General features: G+C 63.6%; 16 protein-coding genes. 6 read left to right on the top strand and 10 right to left on the bottom strand.

All coding sequences use genetic code 11. The features are described 5' to 3' along the window. Positions 1-12: 12 nt before the first annotated feature. From hpf to GQB03_RS06215, 4 genes are all read left to right on the top strand, one after another. Complete coding sequence (hpf, locus tag GQB03_RS06230) at positions 13-342, top strand: ribosome hibernation-promoting factor, HPF/YfiA family (protein WP_159686120.1); 330 nt, start codon at positions 13-15, stop codon at positions 340-342. A 136-nt stretch (positions 343-478) separates the two neighbouring features. Then, a complete protein-coding gene (ptsN, locus tag GQB03_RS06225) occupies positions 479-964 on the top strand; it encodes a PTS IIA-like nitrogen regulatory protein PtsN (protein WP_159686118.1) in 486 nt (161 codons plus the stop codon). After that, positions 933-1,874, top strand: coding sequence for an HPr(Ser) kinase/phosphatase (hprK, locus tag GQB03_RS06220; RefSeq protein WP_159686115.1), 942 nt, complete (start codon positions 933-935; stop codon positions 1,872-1,874). The genes ptsN and hprK overlap by 32 nt, the downstream gene beginning before the upstream one ends. 80 nt (positions 1,875-1,954) lie before the next feature. After that, complete coding sequence (locus GQB03_RS06215; protein ID WP_159686113.1) at positions 1,955-2,206, top strand: PsiF family protein; 252 nt, start codon at positions 1,955-1,957, stop codon at positions 2,204-2,206. Positions 2,207-2,269: 63 nt separating this feature from the next. Here GQB03_RS06215 and GQB03_RS06210 read toward each other — a convergent pair whose 3' ends face one another. From GQB03_RS06210 to GQB03_RS06200, 3 genes are all read right to left on the bottom strand, one after another. Next, entirely contained in the window at positions 2,270-3,112 is an 843-nt protein-coding gene (locus tag GQB03_RS06210; RefSeq protein WP_235026966.1) for an FHA domain-containing protein, read from the bottom strand. Positions 3,113-3,307: 195 nt separating this feature from the next. Then, a complete protein-coding gene (gene ttcA / locus GQB03_RS06205) occupies positions 3,308-4,225 on the bottom strand; it encodes a tRNA 2-thiocytidine(32) synthetase TtcA (RefSeq protein ID WP_159686108.1) in 918 nt (305 codons plus the stop codon). A 53-nt stretch (positions 4,226-4,278) separates the two neighbouring features. Continuing rightward, the gene (locus tag GQB03_RS06200) at positions 4,279-5,022 is read right to left on the bottom strand and encodes a pteridine reductase (protein WP_159686288.1); all 744 of its coding nucleotides are present in this window, start codon (positions 5,020-5,022) and stop codon (positions 4,279-4,281) included. Between the two features lie 146 nt (positions 5,023-5,168). Here GQB03_RS06200 and GQB03_RS06195 point away from each other — a divergent pair, with 146 nt between their 5' ends. Then, a complete protein-coding gene (locus GQB03_RS06195) occupies positions 5,169-6,326 on the top strand; it encodes a class I SAM-dependent methyltransferase (RefSeq protein ID WP_159686105.1) in 1,158 nt (385 codons plus the stop codon). Positions 6,327-6,347: 21 nt separating this feature from the next. On the opposite strand, the gene GQB03_RS06190 is transcribed toward GQB03_RS06195, so the two are convergent. The 3 genes from GQB03_RS06190 to GQB03_RS06180 form a co-directional block, all read right to left on the bottom strand. Then, entirely contained in the window at positions 6,348-6,542 is a 195-nt protein-coding gene (locus GQB03_RS06190; RefSeq protein ID WP_159686102.1) for a hypothetical protein, read from the bottom strand. Between the two features lie 162 nt (positions 6,543-6,704). Then, positions 6,705-7,511 (bottom strand): alpha/beta hydrolase, encoded by an 807-nt coding sequence (locus tag GQB03_RS06185; protein WP_159686100.1) that lies wholly within the window; start codon positions 7,509-7,511, stop codon positions 6,705-6,707. Next, a complete protein-coding gene (locus GQB03_RS06180) occupies positions 7,508-8,128 on the bottom strand; it encodes a glutathione S-transferase family protein (RefSeq protein WP_159686096.1) in 621 nt (206 codons plus the stop codon). Before GQB03_RS06180 ends, GQB03_RS06185 begins: the two co-directional genes overlap by 4 nt. Positions 8,129-8,242: 114 nt before the next feature. Here GQB03_RS06180 and GQB03_RS06175 point away from each other — a divergent pair, with 114 nt between their 5' ends. Then, positions 8,243-8,440, top strand: coding sequence for a DUF2905 family protein (locus GQB03_RS06175; RefSeq protein WP_159686093.1), 198 nt, complete (start codon positions 8,243-8,245; stop codon positions 8,438-8,440). A gap of 15 nt (positions 8,441-8,455) precedes the next feature. Here GQB03_RS06175 and GQB03_RS06170 read toward each other — a convergent pair whose 3' ends face one another. From GQB03_RS06170 to GQB03_RS06155, 4 genes are all read right to left on the bottom strand, one after another. Beyond that, positions 8,456-10,462 (bottom strand): transglycosylase domain-containing protein, encoded by a 2,007-nt coding sequence (locus GQB03_RS06170; RefSeq protein WP_159686090.1) that lies wholly within the window; start codon positions 10,460-10,462, stop codon positions 8,456-8,458. An 81-nt stretch (positions 10,463-10,543) separates the two neighbouring features. Then, complete coding sequence (gene cca, locus GQB03_RS06165; RefSeq protein WP_159686087.1) at positions 10,544-11,641, bottom strand: multifunctional CCA tRNA nucleotidyl transferase/2'3'-cyclic phosphodiesterase/2'nucleotidase/phosphatase; 1,098 nt, start codon at positions 11,639-11,641, stop codon at positions 10,544-10,546. Between the two features lie 36 nt (positions 11,642-11,677). Beyond that, positions 11,678-12,640 carry a complex I NDUFA9 subunit family protein gene (locus GQB03_RS06160; RefSeq protein WP_159686084.1) on the bottom strand — a complete coding sequence of 321 codons (963 nt, stop codon included), beginning with the start codon at positions 12,638-12,640 and terminating at the stop codon, positions 11,678-11,680. 48 nt (positions 12,641-12,688) lie between these two features. Further along, positions 12,689-14,611: a lytic transglycosylase domain-containing protein gene (locus GQB03_RS06155; RefSeq protein ID WP_159686081.1), complete on the bottom strand. Its 1,923-nt coding sequence runs from the start codon at positions 14,609-14,611 to the stop codon at positions 12,689-12,691. Positions 14,612-14,616 lie beyond the last annotated feature (5 nt).

The following is a 14,616-nucleotide window of genomic DNA, read 5'->3' as shown; positions in this document are numbered from 1 at the left end:
AGAGGAAAGATCATGAACCTGAACATCACCGGACATCATGTCGAAGTGACCCCCGCAATCCGCGAGTATGTAACCACCAAACTCGACCGCGTCATCCGCCATTTCGACAACGTGACCAGCGTAAACGTCATCCTGTCGGTCGAAAAACTCGTTCAGAAAGCGGAGGTAACGGTACACGTGCGCGGCAAGGATCTGTTCGTCGAGGCGGCGGATCAGGACCTGTATGCGGCGCTCGATGCGATGACCGACAAACTTGATCGCCAGGTACTGAAATACAAACAGAAGAATCAGGAACACGGACACGACGCGATCAAACATCGCACGGCGGCGGAGGAATCCTGAAGCACGGCACACTCTTCACCCGGGCTTGGGTATATAATTCGCGCGTTTTCACGACCCGCGAAAGCGCAGCGATGCCAAAGCCCGAAGGACTGTTCACACGGCGCCTTCCCGAAAGGCGCCGTTTCGCATCCAGCAGATGAACCTGATCGCCCAACTTCTCCCCTCCAGCAACGTCGTTGTCGACCTCGAGGCGAGCAGCAAGAAACGCGTTTTCGAACAGGCTGGCCTGCTATTCGAGAACAACCAGGGTATTGCCCGCAGTACCGTCTTCGATAGCCTGTTTGCGCGAGAACGCCTGGGTTCGACCGGCCTTGGACAAGGGATCGCCATCCCACACGGCAGGATAAAGGGCCTCAAGGATGCCGTGGGAGGCTTCTTCCGCCTCGAGTCGCCCGTACAGTTCGATGCACCTGATGGCAAACCCGTCAGCCTGATGTTCGTGCTTCTGGTTCCCGAGCAGGCCAACGAGCATCACCTTCAGCTCCTTTCGGAACTTGCCCAGATGTTCAGTGATCGCGAGTTCAGGGAATCGCTACTAAAGGCTGCCGACGCCGACGAAATCCACTCGATGTTCGCCAACTGGGGCAGCGATGCGCCAGACCAGCTTAGCGCGGCTCTTTGACGCACATCAGGAAAAGCTCGGCCTGCAGCTCGTCTGCGGCAGCCTCGATTCGATCATCTCGATCTCTGACGACAAGGTCTGGCCCGCCGATCTCGTAGGGCACCTCAACCTGATTCATCCTGGTCGGCTGCAGGTTCTCGGCGCCGCAGAGCTTTCATGGGCGCAACGTCAGTCCCGCGAGAAGATCGGACACATCCTCGACGAAATCCTTGCGGCCCGACCGCCGGCCGTCATCGTTGCAGATGGTTGCGACATCCCCGGACTCATAAATAACGCCTGCGACAGTCACGGCATCGCGCTGCTAGCAACACGCTCCGCGGCGGCCAGCGTGGTCGATCTGTTGCGTCTTCACTTGTCACGCCAGCTCGCCGAGAAGATATCTCTGCACGGCGTTCTGGTCGATGTCCTCGGGATCGGTGTCTTCATCACCGGCGACTCCGGCAGTGGGAAGTCGGAACTTGCACTTGAACTGATCTCCCGTGGGCACGGCCTCGTTGCAGATGACGTCGTCGAGTTTTCGCGCATCGCACCGACCGTGCTCGAAGGAAGGAGTCCCGATCTGCTGACGGACTTTCTCGAGGTGCGCGGCCTCGGCATCCTCAATATCCGCACGATCTTCGGGGAAACCGCCTGTCGCAGGAAAATGCGGCTGAGACTGGTCGTCCATCTCGAAAAGCGACAACCCGGACACCATGATCCGCTCCGCTTGCCCGATGGAGAAGAGATCCAGAACATCCTCGACGTTCGACTTCCCCGTATCGTCCTCCCGGTCGCTGCGGGTCGCAACATAGCGGTTCTGCTTGAAGCGGCAGTACGCACGACCATCCTCAAGTTCCGCGGCATCAACACCACCGAGGACTTCATCGAACGTCAGCGTCGAGCCCTCGAGAACTCAAAAAATGACATATAGCTAACCATTCGGCATAATCATCCTCGTTGCGCAGTTGCAGCAACACTCCATTGTGAGTCTTCATCAATAAGGAGGAGAAAATGAAAAAATTCCTGATCGGCCTTTGCGCCATCGCCACGCTGCAGTTCGGGCTGGTATCCGCCAGCCTTGCAGGCACCCAGCAGGAACGCATGAAGACGTGCAACAAGGATGCAAAGGTCAAGGCACTCAAGGGAGACGACCGCAAGGCCTTCATGAAATCCTGCCTGTCGACGAAGAAATCCCCTCAGGCAACGATCAAACCGGCGGCGTCCAAGGGCGGCCCCGGCAAGGCAACGACAGCCAAACCCTGAGGCACAGCCCGCGGAAACGGTTCAGGGCCCATCGGGGCCCTGAACCGTTTCCATATTGGCAATTCACACGACCTCGTAGAAAACCAGATCCCGCTCGACATCGTTTGCCGAGAAACCGCAACCTATCCGCCCCTGCCCACCGAGGACCACGTCTTCACGCTTGATGCAGCGTTCCCGCCCCTCACCGTCGGCAACGAACGTGCCATTGGTACTCTGGTCAACCAGCACGAAACCTTCACGCCGCCTCTCGATGCGCGCGTGCTGTCGCGAGGCACGCGGGTCGATGATCACGATGTCGTTACCCTGCTCACGCCCCAGCAGCATGATGGGACGGGCTTCCTCGAGTATTAGGACATCATTCTGGTGCTTCAGCCGGAGTCGGGGCGTGATGAGTGCCGCAGGCGGCGCCGACGTGGTCACGCCGATTCGCCTGCCAAGAAGGTAGACAGGCCACTCGAGCGCCTCCGCCCGAGCCCCCGCGATCGGCTCCGCCCCGGCAAAGTGCCGTGTCGCGCTGCCCAGCAGCATGACGGCCTCGCCACTGGCAAGCGCCTCACCCGGGCGGGCGAGCCCCGCCAGACGCTCCGCGAAAGCAGCCACAGGCTCGGTCGCATTCGAGACCTCATCGACAGGCCCATAATGCACGCCGATACGGATCATGATCCGAACGCCCATGACCGGGAGCATGCCAGACACGCGGTCCTGCATTTCGCAGGCGGCGAGGACGCCGGCATCACACTCCTCGAAGCGCACCGTCAGGGAATTCGGAGTCCGTGCGATCACGCTCCCGGAATTGGATTCAACCACCCTCTCGACACGATTGATGGACCGCTCCGCAGCGTGTGCAAGCTCGACATAATCGCTGCGGGTGCCCGCACGTGCACCGCCGAAGAGTTCCGCAAACAAGACGCACCGATTTCGCCGTTGGCCCATAGATCTTGAAGCCGGTCTCTAGCCGGCCTGCCTCGATTCCCTTGAAAATTCGCGATGACGCCGGGATGCTAGGGCGCCAAGGCGCCGCTGCAATGCGGCAATCATACCTGTAATGGAACGCTGCAATATAGTCTCCAGCCATCCGGACGAGCCGCAAATCCCGGCAACTCAGTTGCCCGGCCTGCCAAATTCCAGCCGTACAGGCTGCACAGGCGCAATCGGATCGATGCGATCGAAAACGGTATCGCCCTCGTCGATTACGGCACCATGGGCAAGAGACTTGAATCCGAACAGCGTCTCGTCGGCCAGATGTGAAGGCACCACGTTGCGCAAGGAAGTAAAGATCGATTCGACACGCCCCGGGTACAGGCTCTGCCAGCTCTCGAGCATCGCCTTGATCTGCTTGCGCTGGGCGTTCTCCTGAGAGCCACAGAGGTTGCAGGGAATGATGGGAAAGGCCATGCCCCGTGCAAACCGCGCCAGATCACGCTCGGCGCAGTAGGCCAGTGGCCGGATCACCATGTGCTGGCCATCGTCACTGAGCAGCTTCGGCGGCATTGCCTTGATCCGGCCGCCAAAGAACATGTTCAGAAAGAGTGTCTCAATGATGTCATCGCGGTGGTGGCCAAGTGCGATCTTGGTGGCACCCAGCTCCCTGGCGGTTCGGTAGATGATGCCGCGCCGCAACCGAGAGCACAGTGAGCAAGTGGTCTTTCCCTCGGGGATCTTGTCCTTGACGATCGAATAGGTATCCTCGGTCACGATTCGGTAGTCGACACCGACGGATTCGAAATAGCCTGGCAGCACGTCCTCCGGGAAGCCAGGCTGCTTCTGGTCCAGATTCATCGCGATGAGCCGGAACGTCACCGGAGCCCGTGACCGAAGTGCCATCAGCGCCGAAAGCAGCGAATACGAATCCTTGCCGCCCGACATGCACACCATGACGGTGTCGCCGTCCTCGATCATGTTGAAGTCGGCGATCGCTTCGCCGACGCTGCGCTCGATCTTTTTCTTCAGGCGCAGAAAAGTATTCGAATGGCTGCTCTCACCCGCTTCGACAGGGGTCTCCGCATTGGCTGATGTCACGGCAAGTCTCTGGAAAACAAAGCGGAATTATATCCGCTGCCGGGCATGACAGGTCACAGGTGGGCGCTTCGCCCTCCGTCGACCGCAATGATCTGGCCGGTAACATAAGGCGCGTCAAACAGCAGGAAGCGCACGGTACGGGCAACGTCCGCGGGAGAACCGGTTCGCTTGAGCAGACTGTGTGTCACGATCGCGTCGCGCTCCTCGGGCGCGAACTGACCATCCTCAGGCCATTCGATGGCACCGGGTGCGACACCGTTTACCCGGACTTCAGGAGCCAGGTCCACCGCCAGGGCACGTGTCAGACCTGCCAGCCCGGCCTTCGCCGCGCAGTATGTCGCATAGTCTTTGAGCGGCCGCTCGGCATGGATGTCGACAATGTTGACGATGCAACCGCGACGCGCTCTGAGGTGCGGAGCGGCCGCCTGCGCGATGAAAAGAGGCGCCTTGAGATTCGAACCGAGCAGATCGTTCCAAGCCCCCTCATCAATCCCGCCGATCGGTGTCGGGAAGAAGGTCGACGCATTGTTCACCACGCAGTCCAGTCGCCCGAAAGCAGTCAGCGCCGTGCCGACAAGGCGCTCCGGCGTCGCCGGATCGAGCAGGTCTGCCTGCAAGGCGACAACGGAACCGGGGCGCACCGCATCGAGCGCACCGGCAAGCGCGATCGCTTCGGCATGAGAGCTTCGATAGTGGAGCACGAGATTGGCACCAGCGCCATGCAACTGGCGCGCTATCTCGGCCCCGACACGACGTGCTGCACCGGTAATCAACACCACCGGCGGGTTCGTATCCATCGACATCGATCACTCCAGATTGCCGGAGAGAAGTACTCTCCAAACGCAAAGGATACCGCGAGTGCGCGAGCCGCTCGCACGGCCCCCGATGGCGGCGCGGTCATTCCGCGCTAAACTCGCGTCCTTTGGCAACCGCATCACCCGTCGTGAATCTACCCAGCCCTTCGGACGACGCACTATCCCATAGCCACCAGCTCCTCGAGCGCATACATGTGCTCGTTCGCGAGGAAGGCTGGATTTCATTCGCACGATACATGGAGATGGCCCTCTATGAACCGGGGCTGGGTTACTACAGCGGCGGCAGTCGCAAGTTCGGCCCAGGCGGCGACTTCATCACCGCACCGGAACTGACACCCCTTTTCGGCCAGACCGTGTCGCGGCAGCTTTGCCAGATCATGAGCGCCTCGGCCGCGAGAATTCTGGAGTGCGGCGCGGGAACCGGCCTTCTCGCGGCAGACGTACTGGCCGAACTCGACCGTGTCGGCATGCTGCCCGAGGAATACCTCATCCTCGAACTCTCCGGTGAATTGCGTGCCCGACAGTTCGATACGCTTGCCGAGAAGGTCCCGCAGCTTGCGGGCCGGGTCCGCTGGATCGACGCTCTGCCGACCGGTTTCGAGGGTGTCGTTCTGGCCAATGAACTGCTGGACGTCCTGCCGGTACATCTGGTGGCCTGGCGATCCGAAGGCATCTTCGAGCGCGGCGTCACGCTGGACGAAAGCACTGCACTGCAATGGGCCGACCGCCCTGCACGAGGCAAGGTGCTGGACAGTGCCCGGGCACTGGATATCGCGCTACCGGAATCAGGAGAATATGTCAGCGAGCTGAATCTCGCCGCCAGGGCCTGGATCGCCAGCGTGGCCGAACGGCTCGAGCGAGGTGCCATCCTGCTGATTGACTACGGCTACCCGCGATCGGAGTTTTACCTGCCGAGTCGCTCGAGCGGAACATTGCTGTGCTATTACCGCCATCATGCCCACGCGGAACCGCTACTGTGGCCCGGCCTGAACGACATCACGGCGTTTGTGGATTTCACCGCCGTGGCCGAGGCCGCCTTCGAGGCGGGCCTCGATGTGCTGGGTTACACCAGCCAAGCACATTTTCTGTTCAATTGCGGGCTGCTCGAAATACTCGACCGGCGCGGCCCGCGCGAGAGCAGTGACTACATCCGCGCGGCCCGCGCGGCACAGCGCCTGACCACCCCGCAAGAGATGGGGGAGCTCTTCAAGGTGCTGGCCCTCGGCCGCAACATCCCGACGAACCTGCTCGGATTCTCACGCGGCGACCGGCTCCATGCGCTGTGAGCATCGCCCGGCACACTGCGCCTATTCCTGGTTGAGATAGATCCCGCTCAGGAACGCATCGGCATCTGCCGCTCCGGCGTGCTGATGGGTCTCGTCCGCGGCCGCCGAACGCACCGCGCGCAGTGGGACCTCCGGTTGCGGCATCCAGTTGGCGTTGAGAATCTCGTCGCCGTAGGGATCCGCGTTGATCTCGAAACTGTCGTTTTCGTCTGTCATGGTTCTTGTCCTCTGCCCCCGTGTCGCACGACGGCTGCCGCCGTGACCTGACCTCCTGCCAGCGACGCCGAACATCGACGCCCGCATTGGCAGCATGGTATGCGGATCAAGGTTACGCGAGGAAGAAGATCACAACGAGAATGTCAAACCTGGCACGGAAGGCTACATGCGATGGCTCTTGAGCCACTTGCATATTCTGCTGGCGACATCCTTCCACCCCGCCTCGAGCATCATCCCGTGCCCCATCCCGGGAAATATTTCGGCTTCGAGCTCATAGGTCCGGGCAGTCATCTCGACCTGATCAGGTGGAATGAGATTGTCGTGTTCAGCGCCGAGGATCAACATCGGTACGCGATGAAGGGCGGCGGGCGATGGCAGGTTGAACAAGGTCATGTCCCAGATCGCGCGCAGGGACTCGGGCTGCATCTGTTCGTAGTAACGCATCAGCTTCGCTTCGTCCTGCGGCTGATGAAAGAGCGCATCGCGCAGCCCCTGAGGATCCGGATGTCCCCCGCCAAGCATGCGATTGAGGTCGGTCATCAGGCCCGGTTTGCGAAAAGCCAGGCCGAGCGCCGACCCGAGCAGCCCTTGCGGCGGCACCGATGCCAGCAATACCGCGGCCGGCGCGGAACTGCGCTCGAGATATTTCTGCACCACCATGCCGCCCATCGAATGCCCGATCAGCACCGGCTCGCCCGGCATGCGGTTGGCCACCTCGACCAGATCATCGACATAGTCGTCGATCGAATAGGAATCGAGCAATTCGCGCCTGCGGCTGCCACCGTGGCCCGACAGCGACAAGGCATACGACGCATAGCCCTGTTTCGCGAAATAAGGCAGGAAATGTTCGTCCCAGCACCATGCCGCGGCATAGGCTCCATGGACGAACAGCAACGGTCTGGGCCGAACCGGATCGGCCTCCGGCAACCGGGCAATGACCTCGATCTCACCAAAGAAGCTGGCGTTCATGCCGGCACCTCCATGCCTCTTTGCACGGCTGGGCGCGCGCAAAGGGCGTCGAACCAGCGTTTTACCTGCGGATAGTCGGCAAGCTCGATCCGTTGCCAGTCATGACGGGCAATCCAAGGAAACGTGGCGATATCGGCAATGCTGTAATCGTCTCCGGCCAGCCAGCTTCGCCCATCCAAGCGAGACTCGAGTACGCCATAAATGCGTCGCGCCTCCGCCCCGTAGCGATCGACCGCATACTGGACCCGTTCCGGCGCGGCGCGCAGAAAATGATGAACCTGTCCGAGCATTGGTCCGACGCTTCCCATCTGGAACATCAACCACTGCAGCACCTCGGATCGGGAGCGCGGATCGCGCGGCATGAATCGCCCCGACTTTTCGGCCAGATAGACGAGAATCGCACCGGACTCGATGACCACCATCGGTCGCCCGTCCGGTCCCTCGTGATCCACGATCACCGGGATCTTGCGGTTCGGATTGAGCGCAACGAACTCCGGTGCCGACTGCTCCCCGCTACCGATATCCACGGCCCTGAATTCGTAGGCGAGTCCGCACTCCTCGAGCATGATCGAAATTTTCCGGCCGTTCGGGGTTTTCCAGGTGTAGAGATCGATCATCGCAAGGGGGCATTCAAGGTGACGAGCCAGCCACTATAACAAAGCGGATAGGCTCTTTGCGTGGCGGCATTTCCTTGAATACGGTCTAATGGCGCATATTTCGAAGGAATGCAGATGCTCAAGTGGGTTGTCGTGATATTTCTCGTGGTGGTGCTCACCGGCATCATCCAGACTCGCGGCGCACGAGCGCTCAAGCTCGGCCAATTGCCCGGAGATCTGAGCTTGCGCATTCGCGGCAAGCACTTCCACTTTCCGTTCACGACCACCATCCTGTTGTCCTTCCTCGCCTGGTTGCTGCTGCGAACGCTGTAACCTGCAACTGCGCACTCAATGCAGCGGGGCGCGGGCCGCGAAATCGATCGTGTCGATCTGCCGGCCGTCGACGTCGCGCAGTTCGAGTCGGTACAGCCCTGCCAAAGGCCGCCACCAGGCCCGTCCCCCCTCTCCGATCAGCTTGCCGTCGAGATACCAGCGAAGTTCCGGCAAATCGGCGGAAGCGAGGAACAGCGTCCGGTAATCGGGCTCCCTGGCCGCCCGCGAGCCATCCACGATTGCCCCCTGTCGCGGCTGCACTATCCGGATCGCCATGGGCGAAATGCTCGACACCGCCAGTTCGGTGCCCCGCACGAACCACTCGCGTCGTGGCGCCTCTACCGCGGGACGAAAAGCGACCATCTGTTGTACCACGCTTGGCGGCACATCCTGCATCGGCAGCAGGCAGGATGCCACCGCGGGGGTGGATGCCCTGATCGACCGCCAGGCGTCGCGCAGCACATGCTCCTGATCCGCTTCGCCATCGACGCGCAGCACCACGGTTGCAAGCCCGAGCGCGCCCACGAACCATGCTCCACTGTCATCACGGGCAACGAAACTGCGCTCGCAGGACAGCCGATCGGCGCTGTGCAGCATGTCCGCGGCAATGAACGCGGCCTCGGGCCGCAACAGGGTATGCCCTAGCGAACGCGGGGAGTCCGACAGCCAGCGTGGTGCAACCCAGCGGCCCCCACTGAAGAGGGCCAGATACAGTCCACCGAGTTCGAGGGAGTCGAGTCGCGCCTGATCGGGATCGATGGCGCGACGGCCACTGTCTTGCGAGAACTCGAACAGCGACCGCCCGCCCGGGAGCGTCATCAGTCGGCGCGGATCTGCACGAAGCGCAACGCGCACACTCATCCAGTCCGAGCCCCCAGTCACGCCGCCGCCATCGGCCGGATGAAGTGGCGGCAACAGCGTCGCCGCGGTCAGCGACTGTCGCTCGATCGCCAGGCCGGCCGAAAATGGCAGCAACATCGCCCCGGCGGCGTGGCGCACCGTCAACGCATCGCCTCCATCCGGGACGAGCGGCCCTGCGTACGCCCTGACACTTGCATCCGGCCCGTCAAGCACGGTGATCGACAAGGCCGCATCGGGCGACCCGTTGTCCGGATCCGTGGCCTGCGCTATTGCCGCCAGGGCAGCCGCCTGCCACGCCGGATCGAGAGTCGAACGAAGCCTGTCGCCCGAATGCAGTTGCAACCTGCGCATGAGGAGCGGCGCGCCGTTCCAGCGTGGCGCCAGCGTGGTGCCGTCCAGCCGGGACAGCGCCTGCCGCATGCCGCTGCATTCGCCACGCGCACCAACCCGCTCCAGCAGTTCGCAGGCGCGCCGCTCGACCAGGCCCGGGCGCGCATTGGGCGCACGAAGCAGCGCTGCGAGTATTGCGGCCTCCGGGCGCTTGAGCTCCCCTGGCAGTTTCTGGAAAAGCCCCCACGACGCCGCCGCCACGCCCTGGAGATTGCCGCGGTAATGCACGAGATTCAGGTAGGCCTCAAGGATCTGCTCCTTGCTCCAGCGCGTCTCGAGAGCCTGTGCAGCAAAGGTCTGGTCCCACTTCTGGACAAGCGTGCGGCGACCTCCTTCCTCGCGGCTGGGATGCAGTGCAGGATCGAGCAGACCGGCAAGCTGCATGCTCAGGGTCGAAGCACCGCGCTTGTGGTCATACCAGAGGTTCTGCCACAGGGCCGCGACGAAGGCTCGCCAATCGACCCCCGAATGCTGAAAGAAACGACGGTCCTCCGCCACCAGCAGCATCTCTTTCATCGGTGGCGCGAGTGTGCGCAAGGGCGTCCATTCGAGCCTGCGGGTCCTCGCTGCAAGGCTCACTTCCGAAATCGGTTGTCCGAAGCGATCGAGCAGGATGGCCGTCGATGGCTGGTAAGCGGCACGGACCTCGTCGAAGCTCGGCAGCACCATGGCCTGAGCGACGACGGCAGCACACAGCAGCATCAGGCTTGCCACGCCACGGACAAGCCGGCGCACCAGGACCGTGCGCGCGGGGTGCAGTGCAATCAACATGGCGGAAGTATAAGCAGAGGCCGCTGGCTCACCAGCGGCACTTGGCCCTTTCCACGTGGCCGAGACAACATTTTTCGAGCTTCAGTCGAGCGCCCCCGAATCCGCCAACGCCGCAACGCGGGCCGCCTGCACGCGTGCCGGAATCTGTCCGCGATCGCCTGTCGCCCTCGCAACGGCACCGGCATCGACCGCCCGGACCGCCTCCAGCGCCGCCTGCAGGCGCGCAACCGGGACATCACCGACATCCCCCATCATGCCGGCCGCTTCGAGCAGCTCTGCAAAGCGCCCCGGACGCCGCAATGCGTCGCAGCGCTCGAGCAAGGCAAGTACCGCTGCCGCACCGGCCGAAGCCGCCGAGGACAGAGCGCTGCGCTCGCGCGCCAGCAAGATCGCCAGGTCACGACAGTCACCCGGCGCCTTGACCCTCTCCGACAGCGCGCGCGCCTTGTCCTCGAGCATGCCGGCACCGCCGACGAGGATCGCCCAGCGCACGGTCAACGGCTTGTCAACGCTTGCCGCGGCATCGAGCCGTTCCAGCGTCGGCCCCTCGACCGGCAAACCAGGCAGCAGGCGCGCGAGTGCGCCGCAGTGGGCGAGAATTCGCAACATTCTCGACGGCCGGCGCTCCATCAGCCCCTTGGCGAGCTCCTGCCACACGCGCTCCGCCACCAAGGCGTCGACCTCGCCCGCATCCACCATCGAGCTCATCAGCGCCATCGTCTCGGGCGCCACCGAAAATCCTTCGAATCGCGCGGCGAAACGAGCCAAACGCAGGATGCGCACGGGATCTTCGGCAAACGCGTTACTCACGTGGCGCAACACGCGCGCCGCGATATCGCGCTGCCCACCGTACGGATCGATCAACGAACCATTCTCATCCAGCGCCATGGCATTGATGGTCAGGTCGCGGCGCACCAGGTCCTCTTCCAGCGTGACCGAAGGGTCGGTGTGGAACACGAAACCCTTGTAGCCCGGCGCGGTCTTGCGCTCGGTGCGCGCCAGGGCGTATTCCTCGTGGGTTTCCGGGTGCAGAAAAACCGGAAAATCCTTGCCTACCGGGGCGAAGCCGAGGGCCAGCATCTGCGCGGGTGTCGCACCGACCACGACATGATCGCGGTCCTTGACCTCGAGTCCGAGCAGCCCGTCGCGCACCGCACCACCAACCGTATAGACCTTCACCGCCAACGCCTCCTCGCGCTACCAGATACCTTCGTGTCAGTGGTGACGACGCTTGAATTCGCGATACACGCCAAGCAGCGCATGTGGTCGCTGCCCGCCGATGTAGCCAGGCGCGACCGCCTCCAGCGGCGTCGGGCACATATCCCAGGGCAGCGGCGCGCCATCGGCAACGTTGTCGGCCCGCATCGAACGCACATTGTCGCGACTCATCAGCGGTCCGGGGAGCATCTCGAGCATTCCGGCCTGCAGCATCGCCAACCCCTCGGGCAGGGGAATCACCGGACGGCGGCAACCGGTGAGATCGCCGACATACTCGACCAGCTGTCGCAAGGTATAGACGGTCGGGCCGGCCAGCGTCCAGGTCTGGCCGGCGCTGCGCTCGTCATCGAGGCAGCGCGCCACCACGTCGGCCACATCGCCCACGAACACCGGCTGGAAACGGGCACCCGCACCGCCCAGCGGCATCACCGGAAAACGCCGCACGAGGCCGGCAAACAGGTTCAGGAAGCTGTCGCCCGGCCCGAATATCACCGAGGGCCGCAGAATGGTCCAGGCAATGTCCGGACTGCCGGCACGGATGTGCGCTTCGCCGGCGGCTTTCGAGCGCTGGTATTCGGAAGGCCCGTCCTTCGCAGCACCGAGCGCGCTGATGTGCACCAGCCGGCTCACGCCCGCTCCGCGGCAGGCTGCGACGAGCCTCTCCGGCAGGCTCACATGGGCACGCTCGAAATCGGCGCCGTAAGGCGAACCAGGTCGCGAATGCAGGACACCGACGAGGCTGATCACCGCATCCACACCTCGCGTGAGCCGGGCGAGCGTCGCCGGGTCGTGCACATCCGCCTCGATCACCTCGACCGTGGGCAGGAGCAACAGGTGGCGCGCCCGCTCGCGCCGCCGCGTCGGAATGCGCACCCGCACGCCCGCTTCCGACAGGCGGTTGGCAATCGCGCTGCCCACGAAACCTGAACCGCCGACCAGCAACACTTCCCTCGCCTTCATGACACCCCTCTCACCTTCGACGAATTCCCGTCCGGCCGGGCCTGCATCTCATTGGCCCGGCATCACGGTGCCGAGGCGCCCCTTGAGCGACTGCGGTCGGCCTTCGAACAGGGCGCCATAGACCACCGAGTTCGCCATCACCTTCTTGACGTAGTCGCGGGTTTCGTCGAAGGGAATCGTCTCGGCGTAGATGGCGCCCTCCAGCGGTCGCGTATCGCGCCAGCGCCGCGCCCGCCCGGGGCCCGCGTTGTAACCGGCCGAGGCCAGCACCGGATGGTTGTCCAGCCCCTCCATGATGAGACGCATGTAATTGGTGCCGATCATCACGTTGGTATCCGGATCACGCAGCCAGGACAGGCTGTAGCCCTTCAGGCCGAGCTTGCCGGCAACCCACTTGCCGGTCGCCGGCATCACCTGCATCAAGCCCTGGGCCCCGACGTTCGAGCGCGCCACGCTGATGAAGCGACTCTCCTGGCGCATCAGGCCATAGACCCACGACACGTCGAGGCCTTGCTGGCGTGCCTGGGGCTCGATGATCTGCCGGTAGGGCGCCAGAAAGCGCAGTTCGTAATCGCTCATGCCACGCGCCAGCTCGGCGGTGTTGATGGCCCGGTCATAGATCTCGTTGCGCCGTGCCAGATCGGCCGCGGCCAGCAGAAAGCGGTCGTCACGGTCGCGCAGCGCCCAGTTCCATTCGCGTACCGCCTCGGTCCGCAGATCCAGACGGAACAGCGCCAGCGCCCGCCGCAAGCCCGGATCGGACTCCGCCCGCGCCGCTTCCTCGCCGCCACTCTTGCCACCGGCAGCCGCCGTCTCGAACTTCCGGCCCAACTCCTCGGCTGCCAGCAGGCCGTAGAAATCGGTCTCGTCGGCAATCGTCGCGTAAAGGCGACGCGCCTCTTCGCGACGCCCTGCCTTCTCCTGCGCGCGGGCAAGCCAGTAGGTCCATGTCGTTTCCGCACGCTGTTCGTCGGGCATACCCTCGATCGCCCGCGCCACCGCCCGCCAGTCTTCGAGGCGCAGCGCAGCCCGCACACGCCATTCGCGCTGATCGGCGCTCATCGGCACATCGCCGGCCGCCTTGAACCACTCGGCCGCCTGGATCAGGTGCTGCTCAGCCCCGAGCCAGCCGATGACCGAATAAACGTAGCCACGCTCGGCAGCGCTGAAGCGGTCGTTGAGCCGCGAAAAACGCACATAGGCAGCCAGCGCATCCTCGCGGGCCACGCGGACCAGCGCCGCGATCGCCATTTCGCGGCCGCCACGAGTGATCGCAAAATTGATCGGCAAGCGGTCGAGATAGCTCTCCGGGCCGGCCAGCATGCGCTCCATGTCACCCTCGGCCGGCACTTCGTCGGTGGGCAGCCACGCCTTGAGGCTGCGCGCAACCGCGGGCCTGCGCCCTTCCATGAGACGCCGGATGCGCCACCAGATGTCATCGTTGTCGATCTTGCCGGCCACCGCCAGCGCATTGATCAGTGGCTGGCAGGCCTCGACCGTCTCGATACCCTCGTCCCACATCGCCCGGGCACCGTTGAGTGCCCCCTGGTCGCCGGTGAGCAAGCGCGCGTTGAGATAGTGACAGCGCACATCGCGATCCGACGAGCGCAGCTCCGGATAGGCCACCGTCACGCCCAACCAGTCGCCGTCCTTGGCCAGGCGCCTCACCCAGGCCTCGCGCAGCCGCTCGGCAAGCACGGTGCCGCGGTTGCGCGAGAGGAAGTCCTCGATCAGCGCGCGGTCGGGCGGCTCGATGCGCGCCAGCACGTTCATCAACAACCAGTAGTCGACGTAGGCGTCCAGCAGATGCGGCTCATGGAAGGCCGCCAGCGCCTCGAGGGTCTGCCGGTCACCGGTCCGCAGCGCCTCGCGCGCTGCGAGAATCCGCTCGTCCCCGCTCTGCGCATGGGCCGCAATGGCCCCCACCATCAGCGTCGCGGCCACGATCGACCGCCACAGCCTGTTCTTCATCCCTT

The organism is Cognatazoarcus halotolerans (assembly GCF_009800965.1).
GTDB lineage: Bacteria > Pseudomonadota > Gammaproteobacteria > Burkholderiales > Rhodocyclaceae > Cognatazoarcus > Cognatazoarcus halotolerans.
The sequence above is the reverse complement of the archived record's forward strand: the minus strand, read 5'-3'. Positions and strand labels throughout refer to the sequence as shown.

Bases quoted from the DNA above. Each gene is read 5' to 3' on its own strand.
- hprK (WP_159686115.1), top strand. From the start codon at position 933: ATGCGCCAGACCAGCTTAGCGCGGCTCTTTGACGCACATCAGGAAAAG.
- GQB03_RS06155 (WP_159686081.1), bottom strand. From the start codon at position 14,611: ATGAAGAACAGGCTGTGGCGGTCGATCGTGGCCGCGACGCTGATGGTG.
- GQB03_RS06175 (WP_159686093.1), top strand. From the start codon at position 8,243: ATGCTCAAGTGGGTTGTCGTGATATTTCTCGTGGTGGTGCTCACCGGC.
- GQB03_RS06185 (WP_159686100.1), bottom strand. From the start codon at position 7,511: ATGAACGCCAGCTTCTTTGGTGAGATCGAGGTCATTGCCCGGTTGCCG.
- GQB03_RS06160 (WP_159686084.1), bottom strand. From the start codon at position 12,640: ATGAAGGCGAGGGAAGTGTTGCTGGTCGGCGGTTCAGGTTTCGTGGGC.
- GQB03_RS06190 (WP_159686102.1), bottom strand. From the start codon at position 6,542: ATGACAGACGAAAACGACAGTTTCGAGATCAACGCGGATCCCTACGGC.
- GQB03_RS06170 (WP_159686090.1), bottom strand. From the start codon at position 10,462: ATGTTGATTGCACTGCACCCCGCGCGCACGGTCCTGGTGCGCCGGCTT.
- hpf (WP_159686120.1), top strand. From the start codon at position 13: ATGAACCTGAACATCACCGGACATCATGTCGAAGTGACCCCCGCAATC.
- GQB03_RS06200 (WP_159686288.1), bottom strand. From the start codon at position 5,022: ATGGATACGAACCCGCCGGTGGTGTTGATTACCGGTGCAGCACGTCGT.
- ptsN (WP_159686118.1), top strand. From the start codon at position 479: ATGAACCTGATCGCCCAACTTCTCCCCTCCAGCAACGTCGTTGTCGAC.
- GQB03_RS06215 (WP_159686113.1), top strand. From the start codon at position 1,955: ATGAAAAAATTCCTGATCGGCCTTTGCGCCATCGCCACGCTGCAGTTC.
- GQB03_RS06180 (WP_159686096.1), bottom strand. From the start codon at position 8,128: ATGATCGATCTCTACACCTGGAAAACCCCGAACGGCCGGAAAATTTCG.